The sequence below is a fragment of the Corynebacterium sp. KPL1824 genome, from assembly GCF_000478095.1.
Lineage (GTDB): Bacteria > Actinomycetota > Actinomycetes > Mycobacteriales > Mycobacteriaceae > Corynebacterium > Corynebacterium accolens.
Genome location: NZ_KI515750.1, coordinates 61021 through 73450, shown reverse-complemented (window position 1 = coordinate 73450; position 12430 = coordinate 61021). Strand labels below are relative to the sequence as shown.

The window sequence follows — 12430 nt, the reverse complement described above, 5'->3', positions numbered from 1 at the left end:
GGCTGTAGGCGGCGGCTTTTGTGGTTTTCGTTCCTATTTTCCCATTTTTGTTAGGCTTGGATATTACAACATGGGGTGCCACGTACCGTGGCTGAGAAAAACCCATCGAACCTGCACTTAGTTAGAACTAGCGAAGGGATTGTTGTGGACTTATCATTTCTGCGTGCCCACGATGCGGTGCGCGATACCGCTCCACTTATTCAGTGTTTGACCAATAAGGTCGTCAGCAATATTTCTGCCAATGCGCTTTTGGCCATCGGCGCCAGCCCAGCAATGGTAGATACTCCAGATGAGTCGCAAGATTTTGCGAAGATCGCCAGCGGCGTGCTCATCAATTGCGGAACCCCGAATTCCGAGCAATACGCCGGCATGCGCGAGGCCATCGCCGGTGCGACCGCGGCCGGAAACCCGTGGGTCCTTGATCCCGTTGGCGCGGGTGGGCTGGAAAAGCGCACCGAATTTATGCATGAAGTCTTGCCGCAGGGCCCGACGGCGATTCGCGGCAACGCCTCCGAAATCATCGCCTTGGCAGGAACCGGAGCCGGCGGGCGCGGCGTGGAATCTACCGATGGCGTGGAGGCGGCGCTGGAACCGGCGCTCAAACTTTCCCGCGAAACCGGGGCCGTTATTGGCGTATCCGGCCCCACGGATCTCATCGTGCAGGCAGGCGAAAGGCCGCGTGCGGTAAGCCTCGAATCTGGGCACCCGATGCTGCAAAACGTCATCGGCACTGGGTGTTCGCTCGGCGCCATCTGCGCGGCTTACCTGGCAGCATGGGAGGATCCATTCGCGGCTATCATCGCCGCGCATGCGCATGTAGGAGCCGCGGGCAGCGTTGCCGCTGAGACATCCACGGCACCTGGCTCCTTTGCGGTTGCCTGGCTCGATGCGCTGCATGAGCTCACCACTGACGCCATCGAAGAGCGCATCTCTGCCTCCGAGGTCGCGGACGTTGCGGGGCTAGCATGAGCATCGATTGGACGCTGTATCTCATCACCGATCCTAAGCTCGCCGGCGGGCGGGACAAGGTCATACCCATCGTGCAAGAGGCGGTGCGTGGTGGGGCTACCGTCGTGCAATTGCGCGATAAGGAGGCCAGCGACGAGGAAGTCGAGGCTACCGCCCGCGAGCTCATGAAGGTCTTGGGCGACGTACCGCTCTTTATCAATGACCGCGTCGAGGTAGCGGCCAAGGTGGGCTGCCACCTGCACATTGGCCAAGACGATATGGACTTCTCCCAGGCCCGCGCGCTGCTCGGCCCCGATAGCCTCATCGGGCTTTCGGTGGGAACGCTGGATCAGTTGGATGCCATCGACCCAGAGCACGTTCCCGATGTCATTGGGATTGGCCCGGTTTACTCGACGGCAACCAAGAAGAATGCCCCAGCAGGAATTGGCGCCGAAGCAGCCGGGCACCTTGCCACCGCGGCGCGCGAACGCGGCATCGAGTCCGTCGCCATCGGCGGCATCAAGGCACACAATGCCCACGAACTTTCCGGAAGCGGCTTCGCAGGGATCTGCGTGGTCAGCGACATCATGGCTGCCGATGACCCGGCAGCTGCCGCACACAATCTAAAGGAGGCCTACCGTGGCTAAAGGAACCTATCCCCGAATTCTCTCGATTGCTGGAACCGACCCTACGGGCGGAGCCGGCATCCAGGCTGATTTGAAGTCGATCGCCGCCGCGGGCGGATATGGAATGAGCGTGGTCACCGCGTTGGTTGCACAAAACACCCAGGGTGTGCGCAGCGTCCACGTCCCGCCGCTGGACTTCCTCCAGGAGCAGCTGGATTCGGTCCGGGAGGACGTTGACATCGACGCCATTAAGATCGGCATGCTTGCCGATGCCGACATCACCGACCTCGTAGCCGCATTCCTCGACCGCATCGACCCGTCCGTCCCCGTGGTCTTGGATCCGGTCATGGTGGCCACCAGCGGCGACCGGCTTTTGGCCCCCGAGGCAGAAAAGGCGGTGCGCGAGCTGTGCTCTCGTGCTGATGTCATCACACCCAACCTAAAAGAGCTGGCCGTACTGACGCAGACGGAGGAAGCCACGGACCTAGACCGCGCCATCGAAGTGGCACAGGCGTGGGCCGCTGAGGCGGATACTGCGGTCATCGTCAAAGGCGGGCACCTTGACTCGGCGGTTGCCGATAACGCCGTGGTCACCCCAGACGGAAAAGTTCACCGAGTGGAATCGGCCCGAGTACAGACCAAAAACACCCACGGAACTGGATGCTCCCTCTCCTCTGCCCTAGCAACGAGGTTAGGCGCAGGAGATGAAGCCGCCACCGCCCTAGAGTGGGCGACAGATTGGCTGCATGAGGCGATTGCTCATGCGGATGCGCTCGCCGTTGGTAAAGGCAGCGGGCCAGTAGATCACCTACATCGCTCGCAACGTATGATGCGGGCTGCATCCTCGGTCCCGCTTCCTCACCTGGCTGGGCCTTTGGAAGAGGTGGAAAACCCAGACCAGCCGCGCGTTGCGCCCGCAGGACCGTACACGCAGCGCCTGTGGAATATCGCTGCGGATCACTGGGAGCAGGTAAAGGCACTCCCCTTTATTCAGAAGCTAGGTTCCGGTGCGCTCGCCAATGATGCTTTCAGCTTCTACCTCGATCAGGATTCGCAATACCTGGCGTCCTACTCGAAGGCCCTGGCCCGCCTCGCCAGTCAGGCGCCCGATACCGCGCAGCAATTGCACTGGGCGCAAGGCGCCTATGAATGCCTCGCGGAAGAGGCTGAGCTGCACCGCGGGTGGTTGAAGGATTCGGCCACCACCGCGCCATCGCGGGTCACCAGCGCCTACACGGATTTTCTCATCCGCAGCACCCATACGGACGACTACGCCGTAGGCATCGCAGCCGTACTTCCCTGCTACTGGCTGTATGCAGAGGTGGGTCTGCACTTGGCGGAGTTCGATTCGCCCGATCACCCCTACCATGCCTGGTTGGAGGTCTACGGCGGCGAAGATTTCCTCGCCGGAGTGCGCGAGAGCATCAAGATTGTGGAGGAAACCCTGGAGAAGGCGGATGAGGCCACCCGGACCCGCGCCGAGCGCGCCTTTATCAGCGCCAGCATCCACGAGGTCGATTTCTTCGACCAAGCGGACCGGCGCTTTTAAAGCCTTAGGCCAAGAGGTCCGCGCCAGGCCTAGATAGCACGGCGACCAAGAAGGTGGAATGCTCCGAAAATAGCTTCATGTCCCAAGAGGAAAACGTGAAGTCAACGCGGTAGCCCACCTTCTGCGCCATATCGAGGAAGTCCTGGAAATCCCAACCACGGCCTTCCCCAAAGCCGGTGACGAAGCGCCCGCCGGGGGCCAGCGAGTTAAAAATATTCCGCAGGGCTTCCTCGCGGCCGTCCACGGCCAAAAAGCCCATGACGTTTCCTGCGGAAACAGCCAAGTCAAAGGGGCCTTCAGGAACCTCTTCAGTGCACAGGTCCCCGACGAACCACTCGCCGTCGGGGAAGTCATGTTCAGCGTGCTCGATCAAAATGGGGTCCACGTCAATGCCCACCACGCTGTGACCACGGCGTAGCAATTCCCCGCCGACGCGGCCGGTTCCGCAGCCGGCGTCGAGGATGGTGGAATTGCGCTCCACCATGGCATCGACAAGCCGGGCCTCCCCATGAATGTCTTTGCCCTGCGCCTCAAGCATCTTCCATTTGCGGGCGAAATTATGGGAGTGGGCGGGATTGGCTTCGGTAACTTCTTTCCACGTAGGCATAGATTCGATTATATTACCCACCGTCGGTGTAAGCTTTACCCGCTGCGTAAAACGTGGCGCGTTTTACTACTTGATTGCGTTACTATCCGCACTACCGTGCAAAGGAGGCTGAAACGATGCCGTCCGTACCCACGCCCTTTAGGGGCCGAAAGAAATCCACGCCTCCTAGTCAGCCCTCCTTCCCGCCGGTTCCCGCGGAGCGCGCCATTGAGCACTGCCGGGTCTTCGTCGATGGTGAGGCCCTACCCGGCGAGTATTCCGCGCATTCCGCCCTGGAAACCGTGGCGGAATACGGCCGCGGGTTCGTCTGGGTGGGCCTGCATGAGCCCTATGAATCCCAGATGACGAAGATCGCTTCGCAATTTGGCATCCACGAGCTCATCGTGGAAGACGCCGTTATGGCCCACCAGCGACCGAAGCTGGAGCGCTACGATGACCAGCTCTTTGTGGTGGCGCGCTCAGTGAATTACCGCGACCACGATGAGGTGAAAGATAAGCGCCAGATTATTTCCACGGGCGAAATCCAGATGATTATGGGCTCTAACTTCATCATCACCGTTCGCCACGGTGCGAAGCTGCCTAACTTGGCGTACACGGTCGAAGACGAGCAGGACCTGGTGGAGCTCGGGCCCGTCGCCATGGCTTGGAAGATCCTGGACATGATGGTGGACCGCTACTCCGAGGTCGCCCGCCTGATTAGCGATGAAGTCGATGAACTCGAAGAGGAAATCTTTACCCCGAACCTCAAATTCGATGTTGACCGCATTTATATGTTCAAGCGCGAAGTCTTGGAGATGAAACACGCCATTTATCCGCTCTCTGCGGCATTAAAGGCGATGGTCTCGGATCACAAGGATCTCATCTCTAAGCAGATCCGGTCCTACCTGCGCGATGTCTATGACCACGAGCTCGTGGTCAATGATTTGGTCGCCAGCTTCGATGAACGCCTGACCTCGCTTATCGATGCCTCGGTGGCCAAGGTCACCATGCAGCAAAACTCGGATATGCGCACGATCTCCGCGGTCGTCGGCATGTGGGCCGCGCCGACCCTCGTCGCCGGTATTTACGGCATGAACTTCGATATCATGCCGGAGCTTCACTGGGCCTTTGGCTATCCCATGGCAATCATCATCATGGTCGCTGTCGTTGGCGGCCTGTGGGCGTGGTTCCGGAAGAACCACTGGCTCTAGCTGCGCTTATCCATAATCATGGTGCGCAGCGTGGTGCGTGCAATGAGGGTGTCTCCTTGGCGCATCTCTACGCTCCACACGTGGGTGCGCGTGCCCAATTGAATGGGGGTGGCCACCGCTTCTAGCTCGCCCTCCCCTGTCGCCTTGATGAAGTCCGTGGAGTTATTGACGCCCATCGCCGGGGCATCGGCAGCCGCGACGCTGGCGATAGACGCCACCGATTCCGCGATGGTGCAATAAAGACCGCCATTGGCCACGCCCCACGGCTGGTGATGCTGAGGAGTCACGGTAAGGCGCGCGCGGGCCTCGGTTGGGCCAACGCGGTCGAAGGTAAGGCCGATGAACTCGGCAAGCCCGCCGTTGACCGAATTTAGTTTCTCCAGCTCCTCCTCGTTGAGCAGGCGCGTGTGCGCGGTATGAAGCAAGTCATTGAGTATCTGGGTATCTGACATAGTCTTCAAGCTTAACCGCCAGCGCGGCGAAAGCGCGGCGGTGACGTAGGATAGGCACCATGACTGAAAAGAACGAACTCGCGCACATTGGTGTTGTCGGCCTAGCGGTAATGGGCTCCAACCTGGCCCGCAACTTTGCCCGCAATGGCAATACCGTCGCCGTCTATAATCGCAGCCCGGAAAAGACCCACGCCCTCATTGAGGCCCACGGTAACGAAGGAAACTTTATTCCTTCCGAGTCCATCGCGGATTTCGTCGCTTCCCTGGAGCGCCCCCGCAAGGCCATCATCATGGTGCAGGCGGGCAAGGCCACCGATGCGGTCATTGATCAGCTTGCCGATGCCATGGATGACGGCGACATCATCATCGATGGCGGCAATGCGCTGTTTACGGATACCATTCGCCGGGAAAAGGAAGTGGCCGAGCGCGGCAAGCACTTCGTCGGCGCGGGCATTTCCGGCGGTGAGGAAGGCGCCTTGAACGGCCCGTCCATCATGCCTGGTGGTCCGGCCGAGTCCTGGGAGACTTTGGGCCCCATCCTAGAGTCCATCGCCGCCGAGGTAGATGGCACTCCGTGCGTGACCCACATCGGCCCAGATGGCGCCGGCCACTTCGTCAAAATGGTCCACAACGGTATCGAGTACGCCGATATGCAGGTCATCGGTGAGGCCTACCAGTTGCTGCGCTACGGCGCGGGCATGGAGCCGGGCGAGATCGCGGAAATCTTCAAGGAGTGGAACTCCGGCGACCTGGATTCTTACCTCATTGAGATCACCGCTGAGGTTCTCGCACAAAAGGACCCGGATACGGGCGCCCCGCTTGTCGATGTCATCTTGGACGCCGCCGGCCAGAAAGGCACCGGCCGCTGGACCGCCATCAACGGCCTCGAATTGGGCGTGCCGATTACCGGCATTGCCGAGTCCGTCTTTGCCCGCGCACTGTCTTCTTCGAGCCAGCAGCGCGCCGCCGCGCAGGAGGGCCAGCTTCCGGCAGGCACGGACACGGACTTCGACATCGATAAGGATGCCTTCATCGAAGACGTTCGCCGGGCCCTTTACGCAGCCAAGCTCATCGCCTACTCCCAGGGCTTCGATGAGATCAAGGCCGGTTCCGCCGAATTCGGTTGGGATGTCGATCCGCGTGACCTAGCCACCATCTGGCGCGGCGGCTGCATCATCCGCGCTAAGTTCTTGGACCGCATCCGCGAGGCATTTGATAACAACCCAGAGCTGCCCGCCCTGATCCTTGATCCCTACTTCAAGGGCGAGCTGGAAGACCTCATCGAACCGTGGCGCCGCGTCGTCGTCGCGGCAACCCAGATGGGCCTGCCCGCCCCGGTCTTTGCCTCTTCGCTGTCCTACTACGACAGCCTGCGCGCCACGCGCCTGCCCGCCGCCCTGATCCAGGGCCAGCGCGACTTCTTTGGGGCGCACACCTTTAAGCGCACCGATAAGCCGGGCACCTTCCACGTCGAGTGGTCCGGCGACCGCAGCCTGACGCAGACGGACTAAGTACTGCAAATAAAAAGGGGAGGGCCTGCACGGTGCAGGCCCTCCCCTTTTTCGTCTCTGGATTTAGACCAAGCCCAGCCACGACCAGTAGGTGGCAGACAGCAGCAGGATGAGCAGGTACCCGACAATGGTCAGCGGGATACCGGAGCGCAGGAATTGCTTGGTGCTAAAGGCACCGGTGCCATAGGCCAGCATGTTCTGCGGCGCCGAGACAGGCAGCAAGAATCCGAAGCAGATGACGAACTGTTGGATGACCACGAAGCCGATGCTGCCGTTGGGCACATCCAGCGTGGAGGCCAAGGCAATAAAGACCGGGATGAGTGCGGAGGCCAGCGACGTCGCTGAGGCAAAGCCCAAGTGGATGAGGATATTAAATAGCGATACCAGCGCAATCGTTGCCAGAATCGGCAGCGAATCCAGCCCCATCAATCCGAAGGTCTTTTCTGATAGCCACGTGGCAGCGCCAGTATCCAGCAGGAAGGAGCCGAGGGAAATACCAATGGCAAAGACGATGAGGGTTCCCCAGCTCACGGACTTCTGCGCCTCTGGCCAGGTAAATACGCCGATCTTGGGCAGCAGCATCAAGGCGACGGCCACCGCGGTAATGACGGCCGAGCTAATCGGGTGCAGAAGCCCCTCCGTGGCCCAGAAAAAGAGCAGGAGGAGGGAAAACCCGATGAGCCTTTTCTCTTCCGGTGAGGTGGGCCCAAGGTCCTCTAGCTGCTTGGCGATGAGCTCCTTTCCTCCCTCAATGCGCTCCGTTTCCGGTTTGATGACGGCGCGCATGATGAAGTACAACGCGACGGACATCAGGATGGACCAGGGCGCGGCCCAAATAAACCACTGCCCCCAGGAGACCGACTGCCCCATTTGATCCTCAATAAATCCCACCGCCACGAGGTTTTGTGCGGCTGCGGTTTTAATACCTACATTCCAGATCGAGACGGCCTGCGCTGCGGTAATGACGAGTAGGGCACCCAGCTTCGACTCATAGGACAAGCCGAAGGCGGCTACCATACCGAGCAAGATAGGCACCACGGCGCCCGCACGCGCGGTGGCAGAGGGAACGAAGAAGGCCAAGATGATGGCGATCGCGATGGCGCCGATAACGATGTGGGAGGTCTTCTCCCCCGCGATCTTCAGCACGTACAGCGCAATCCGCTTGTGCAGGCCCGTAGCCTGCATCGCTCCGGCCAAGATCAGCGCCGCGGCCACAAGCGCTACCGCAGACGAGGAAAATCCTGCCATCGCGACCTTGAGGGCATTAGAGGTGCCATAGATACCATCGGATTCTGGATCCGGCCCGAGCCCCAAAAGTAGGGAGATAAGGCCGACGATCAACAGTGCGCTCACCGGATAGCTCACGGCCTCGGTCACCCACATGATCACCGCGAAGGCCAGCATGCCTAGGGCCACTTTAGCGGGCCAGTCGAGTCCCGGGATCGGGATAAGTAAGACGGCCGCTAGGGCCAGGAAGGCCAGCGCGAACCACACGGCATCAAGGTGAAATTTCTCCTTTTTCGTGGGTTCGGTAGATTCCTGCGGCGAGGAGTGGGAAGAAGAACTGGCTGTGGATGCTTGTGCTTGAGCCATGGAGACGACTCCTTAACAGTTCGTTGTGGCCCTGGGATGGGCCGGTGAGTGGAGGAATAAATCGTGTGTGCTTCCCAGCACCACCTTCCACGTTAGGTAATAACCAGTGAAATACCTAAAGTAGAGCCCTATTTTTGCTATGGCATTTCTCACTCATAAAGAGGGTGCCTAATCGTGCGCTGGCCGATGCGGAATTTTGCGCACCCACCAGTTAGAATTGCCCAACGATGACTACTTTTGCCGAACTCGGCTTACCTCAGCGCGTGGTTCACGTTTTGAACGACCAAGGAATCACGGAAGCATTTCCCATCCAAGCCGCAGCCATCCCGGATGTACTTGCGGGCAAGGACGTACTCGGCCGCGGGCCTACCGGATCCGGAAAGACCTTTACCTTCGGGCTTCCCACGCTGGCCCGATTGGCTGGCTCGGGTGCCTCGACCCCCGGCCACCCCCGTGCGGTCGTCCTCGCCCCCACCCGCGAGTTGGCGACGCAGATCCAACAACGCCTCGATGAGCCCGCCGCCGCATTAGGGCTGCGCGTCCTCGCGGTGGTTGGCGGCGTCAATATCAACCACCACATCCGGTCTTTGGCGCGCCCAGTGGATCTCTTGGTCGCTACACCTGGTCGCGCCCAGGATCTCATCGCCCAAGGCAAGTTGTCCTTTGACAAGGTGCAGATCACCACTTTGGACGAGGCGGACCAGATGGCCGATATGGGGTTTCTTCCCCAAGTGCGCAAGCTCTTAAACTACACCCCGCCCACCGGTCAGCGGCTACTTTTCTCTGCAACCCTCGATGGGGATGTTAATAAGCTCGTCGAGCAATTCCTGCACGATCCCGTGGTCCACTCCACCGCTCCGGTCGCCGCGGCGGTGGAATCGATGTCGCACCACCTGTTTTTCGTGGGAGATCGCCCCGCCCGCAACGAGGTGGTCATGCGCATCGCCGCGCGCGCAGGCAAGACCATCATGTTCATGCGAACCAAGCACGGCGTGGACAGGCAGGTAAAAAAGCTTCGGCGCGCCGGTATCAACGCCTATCCACTGCACGGGGATAAGGGCCAGGGGGCGCGCACCCGCGCCATTTCTGGCTTTGCCGATGGCGCCATTCCCGTCGTGGTCGCCACCGATATTGCGGCACGCGGCATCGACATCGCAGATGTTTCCCTCGTCGTCCACGTGGATCCGCCTGCAGAACACAAGGCCTACCTGCACCGCGCAGGGCGCACGGCCCGCGGCGGCGCGACGGGTACGGTGGTTACCCTGGTCACCGATGAACAGCGCTCAGAGGTAGCTGCCCTCATCAAGAAGGCTGGCGTGAGCGCTACCGAACACGACATTTCCCACCGCGATAACCCCGCCGGGGCGCCCGAATTGCGCACGGTCACCGGCGCCCGAAAGCCGCACGGCCCGGCCCTTCCACCGCCGGGCCAAGACGGTTCTAATGGTTCGGGCCAGCAACAAAAGAAACAACCCCCACGCAAACAGAAGCGGCAGGTTGGTGGAGCCAGGAGGGGTAAGGGGCGGCGTCGCTAAGCGCTGGCGCAATAGAAAGGAGGATAGGCCCGTGCAGGTTTTATCTACCGCTGACTGGACCGCCCGCATGGATGAGCACGAGCGGCGGGCAGCCGACCGCTTGGAGCGGTTTCGCCATCCCGGCAGCTATCATCCCGTGTTTGATTTCCTCTTTGAGTATTACCCGGTGCGCCCATCGCATCTGAAGCGTTGGCACCCGGGCATCGGCACGGCGCTCGAGGGTGACGCGCCCCAGGCTAGCTGGCGCGACTACCGCGAAACTGCGGACGGCATCACCGTGGACGTGGAGTCCTACATGCAACGCCGCGGCAGTTCCGTTGACTATATTGTGGATCTGCTGCGGCGCTCTGCCACCAACCCGGTGCACTTTGATTGCTTTGGCCTGCATGAATGGGCAATGGTCTACCACACCGATTCCCCGCGCCACGATCTCCCGCTGCGCTTAGGCGCCGAAGGGACCAACCGCGTCGTGGATACTCACTCCCTCAAGTGCTCGCATTATGATGCCTTCCGTTTCTTTACCCCGCCGGCGCGCCCGCTCAATCTCACGGTGCTCCACCGCGAGGATCAACCAGCCAACGACCAGGCAGGCTGCGTGCACGTGAGCATGGATCTTTATAAATGGGCATGGAAGCTGGGGCCCTTGGTCCCAGGTGCTCTCTTCCTCGATTGCCTGGATCTGGCTATCGATGCCCGCATCCTTGACATGGAGGCCTCCCCGTACGATTGCCGCGACTGGGGCCTTGGGGTAGTGCCCATTGAAACGCCGGAGGGAAAGGCAATATACGTCAATCGTCAACGCGGCTTGGCCCAGCGCGCCCAACCGTTGCGTGAGCGGCTTGTCGCAGTAATGGAAAGGGCTTACTCCCAGTTACACTAGGTTAAACGCATCACGCGCTGGCTCGGGAGACTTTGGAGAAAGGCATTACATGGCACGGCACTCAAACGGGGAAAATAAATTCGCGATCGCCGGATGGGTTGTCGCGGTTGCCATCATCGCGATCCTTGCCGTCATTGCACTGGTGGTTTTCTTAATGCGTGGAGGCGATGACTCCAACGACACTACGGCCGCCGAGACCACCTCCGAATCCGCTGTAGAAAGCAGTACCGCGGTCCCCTCCTCTACTCCTGCTACGACGAGCACCGATGCTGCGAAGCCTTCAGAGGAGAACGGCGCCAAAGATTCTAGCTCCCCGGCTGCCTCTTCCACCGTGGAAATGGCGCCCAATACCCTCCTTCTTGTTGATACTTCCGCGAATATGACCGCGATGTTTGATGCAACGCAACAAGCGCTTTCGGGCACCGCAGGAAAGCTGAGCCAGAATAATAGCCAGGTTGCCCTCTGGAACTATTCGTCTCCTATCTCGGAAGCCGCCACGGTGGGCTACCGCGATAACCTCGGATTCGGCAATGGCGCTGCGGTTCCGGATACGCTCGCGGCATTCGGCACCGGTGGGGTGCCGCAATCGCGCAGCGCCACAATTGCCGCGCTGAACACCGCTGCGGATCAGGCCGCCGGTACCAATCGGAAGGCACGGGTGCTCCTCGTGACAACGGGCACCGAGCTCGATATGGACGATGCTCAGTTTTCTGCCGCTCTTGACGGCGCGAAGTCAGACAACGTAGAGCTATCCGTCGTCCACGTGGGCCCAGGGGCAATCGATGAAGAGCTAAAGAACGCCGCTGACAACTTCACCAGTGTCGATGCAGGCACGCAGGAAGACCTCAACGCGGCAATGGACAAGGCTGCCGGGGTTTAATCAAAAAATTCTCCCTCCACCCCCGTGAGCTGGGGTCTGGAGGGAGAACCTATTAAGAGGACTTAGGAGCTCTTGCGATTGCGGCGAGCGGCGAGCTCATCCAAGCCAACCACGTTGTCATCGGGCAGTTCCTCGATGCGCTCTGCGGGGAAGGACGTAATTGTGCCGGACAGTTCCTTCAAGATTCCCGGCACTGCGATGCCAAAGACGCCCTGGCCGCCGGCGAGAAGGTCAATGACCTCATCATTGGAGCGGCACTCGTACACGGTGGTGCCATCAGAGACGAGGGTGAGTTCCGCCAAGTCATTGACACCGCGGTCGTGCAGCGATTCCACGGCCAAGCGGATGTTCTGCAGGGAGATTCCGGTATCGAGCAAGCGCTTGACAATCTTGAGGACCAAGACGTCCTTAAAAGAATATAGGCGCTGCGAGCCCGAGCCGCGGGCGGTGCGAATGGAGGGGTTGACCAGGTTGGTGCGTGCCCAGTAGTCCAACTGGCGGTAGGTGATGCCAGCAACCTGGCAAGCGATGGGCACGCGGTACCCCACTTCTTCGTCCGGTCCCACATCAAAGAGGGATTCTTGGACGTACTGGGACTCGGACTGGGTGTCCTCGGTGATGCTCACGTAATTACTCCAATGGGGTTTGTTGGAAGCTCT

The 12430-nt window shown here is 60.3% G+C and carries 12 protein-coding genes and 1 riboswitch; of the genes, 8 read left to right on the top strand and 4 right to left on the bottom strand.

Translation table 11 applies throughout. From position 1 onward, the window contains the following. Positions 1–61: 61 nt before the first annotated feature. A riboswitch (TPP riboswitch) is annotated at positions 62–157 on the top strand. The 3 genes from thiM (at position 145) to HMPREF1267_RS06640 (ending at position 3123) form a co-directional block, all read left to right on the top strand. After that, complete coding sequence (gene thiM / locus HMPREF1267_RS06650) at positions 145–969, top strand: hydroxyethylthiazole kinase (RefSeq protein ID WP_034667126.1); 825 nt, start codon at positions 145–147, stop codon at positions 967–969. It overlaps the preceding riboswitch by 13 nt. After that, complete coding sequence (gene thiE / locus HMPREF1267_RS06645) at positions 966–1595, top strand: thiamine phosphate synthase (protein ID WP_023017514.1); 630 nt, start codon at positions 966–968, stop codon at positions 1593–1595. Before thiM ends, thiE begins: the two co-directional genes overlap by 4 nt. Continuing rightward, a complete protein-coding gene (locus HMPREF1267_RS06640; RefSeq protein WP_023028801.1) occupies positions 1588–3123 on the top strand; it encodes a bifunctional hydroxymethylpyrimidine kinase/phosphomethylpyrimidine kinase in 1536 nt (511 codons plus the stop codon). The genes thiE and HMPREF1267_RS06640 overlap by 8 nt, the downstream gene beginning before the upstream one ends. A 4-nt stretch (positions 3124–3127) precedes the next feature. Here the strand turns inward: HMPREF1267_RS06640 and HMPREF1267_RS06635 are convergent, their stop codons facing one another. Beyond that, a complete protein-coding gene (locus HMPREF1267_RS06635) occupies positions 3128–3730 on the bottom strand; it encodes a bifunctional 2-polyprenyl-6-hydroxyphenol methylase/3-demethylubiquinol 3-O-methyltransferase UbiG (RefSeq protein ID WP_023028800.1) in 603 nt (200 codons plus the stop codon). Between the two features lie 116 nt (positions 3731–3846). Between HMPREF1267_RS06635 and corA the strand changes: the two genes are divergently transcribed. Further along, complete coding sequence (gene corA / locus HMPREF1267_RS06630; protein WP_005279244.1) at positions 3847–4920, top strand: magnesium/cobalt transporter CorA; 1074 nt, start codon at positions 3847–3849, stop codon at positions 4918–4920. On the opposite strand, the gene HMPREF1267_RS06625 is transcribed toward corA, so the two are convergent. Next, entirely contained in the window at positions 4917–5372 is a 456-nt protein-coding gene (locus tag HMPREF1267_RS06625; protein WP_005279245.1) for a PaaI family thioesterase, read from the bottom strand. The two genes, corA and HMPREF1267_RS06625, sit on opposite strands and share 4 nt — an antisense overlap. A 59-nt stretch (positions 5373–5431) precedes the next feature. On the opposite strand from HMPREF1267_RS06625, the gene gndA reads away from it, so the two are divergent. Continuing rightward, on the top strand, positions 5432–6883 hold the full coding sequence (gndA, locus tag HMPREF1267_RS06620; RefSeq protein ID WP_023028799.1) for an NADP-dependent phosphogluconate dehydrogenase: 1452 nt from the start codon (positions 5432–5434) through the stop codon (positions 6881–6883). A 63-nt stretch (positions 6884–6946) separates the two neighbouring features. Here the strand turns inward: gndA and HMPREF1267_RS06615 are convergent, their stop codons facing one another. After that, positions 6947–8476, bottom strand: a complete 1530-nt coding sequence (locus tag HMPREF1267_RS06615) for a DASS family sodium-coupled anion symporter (RefSeq protein ID WP_023028798.1) — start codon at positions 8474–8476, stop codon at positions 6947–6949. 227 nt (positions 8477–8703) lie between these two features. Between HMPREF1267_RS06615 and HMPREF1267_RS06610 the strand changes: the two genes are divergently transcribed. The 3 genes from HMPREF1267_RS06610 to HMPREF1267_RS06600 all read left to right on the top strand — a co-directional run bounded on the left by HMPREF1267_RS06610 (position 8704) and on the right by HMPREF1267_RS06600 (position 11771). Further along, entirely contained in the window at positions 8704–10011 is a 1308-nt protein-coding gene (locus HMPREF1267_RS06610; RefSeq protein ID WP_023028797.1) for a DEAD/DEAH box helicase, read from the top strand. 67 nt (positions 10012–10078) lie between these two features. Beyond that, positions 10079–10891, top strand: a complete 813-nt coding sequence (locus HMPREF1267_RS06605; protein WP_051141771.1) for a hypothetical protein — start codon at positions 10079–10081, stop codon at positions 10889–10891. Between the two features lie 49 nt (positions 10892–10940). After that, positions 10941–11771, top strand: a complete 831-nt coding sequence (locus HMPREF1267_RS06600; RefSeq protein ID WP_023028795.1) for a vWA domain-containing protein — start codon at positions 10941–10943, stop codon at positions 11769–11771. Positions 11772–11833: 62 nt separating this feature from the next. Here HMPREF1267_RS06600 and HMPREF1267_RS06595 read toward each other — a convergent pair whose 3' ends face one another. Then, positions 11834–12397: a MerR family transcriptional regulator gene (locus HMPREF1267_RS06595; protein ID WP_005282882.1), complete on the bottom strand. Its 564-nt coding sequence runs from the start codon at positions 12395–12397 to the stop codon at positions 11834–11836. Between the last annotated feature and the right edge of the window lie 33 nt (positions 12398–12430).

Bases quoted from the DNA above. Each gene is read 5' to 3' on its own strand.
- thiE (WP_023017514.1), top strand. From the start codon at position 966: ATGAGCATCGATTGGACGCTGTATCTCATCACCGATCCTAAGCTCGCC.
- HMPREF1267_RS06635 (WP_023028800.1), bottom strand. From the start codon at position 3,730: ATGCCTACGTGGAAAGAAGTTACCGAAGCCAATCCCGCCCACTCCCAT.
- corA (WP_005279244.1), top strand. From the start codon at position 3,847: ATGCCGTCCGTACCCACGCCCTTTAGGGGCCGAAAGAAATCCACGCCT.
- HMPREF1267_RS06625 (WP_005279245.1), bottom strand. From the start codon at position 5,372: ATGTCAGATACCCAGATACTCAATGACTTGCTTCATACCGCGCACACG.
- gndA (WP_023028799.1), top strand. From the start codon at position 5,432: ATGACTGAAAAGAACGAACTCGCGCACATTGGTGTTGTCGGCCTAGCG.
- HMPREF1267_RS06615 (WP_023028798.1), bottom strand. From the start codon at position 8,476: ATGGCTCAAGCACAAGCATCCACAGCCAGTTCTTCTTCCCACTCCTCG.
- HMPREF1267_RS06610 (WP_023028797.1), top strand. From the start codon at position 8,704: ATGACTACTTTTGCCGAACTCGGCTTACCTCAGCGCGTGGTTCACGTT.
- HMPREF1267_RS06605 (WP_051141771.1), top strand. From the start codon at position 10,079: ATGGATGAGCACGAGCGGCGGGCAGCCGACCGCTTGGAGCGGTTTCGC.
- HMPREF1267_RS06600 (WP_023028795.1), top strand. From the start codon at position 10,941: ATGGCACGGCACTCAAACGGGGAAAATAAATTCGCGATCGCCGGATGG.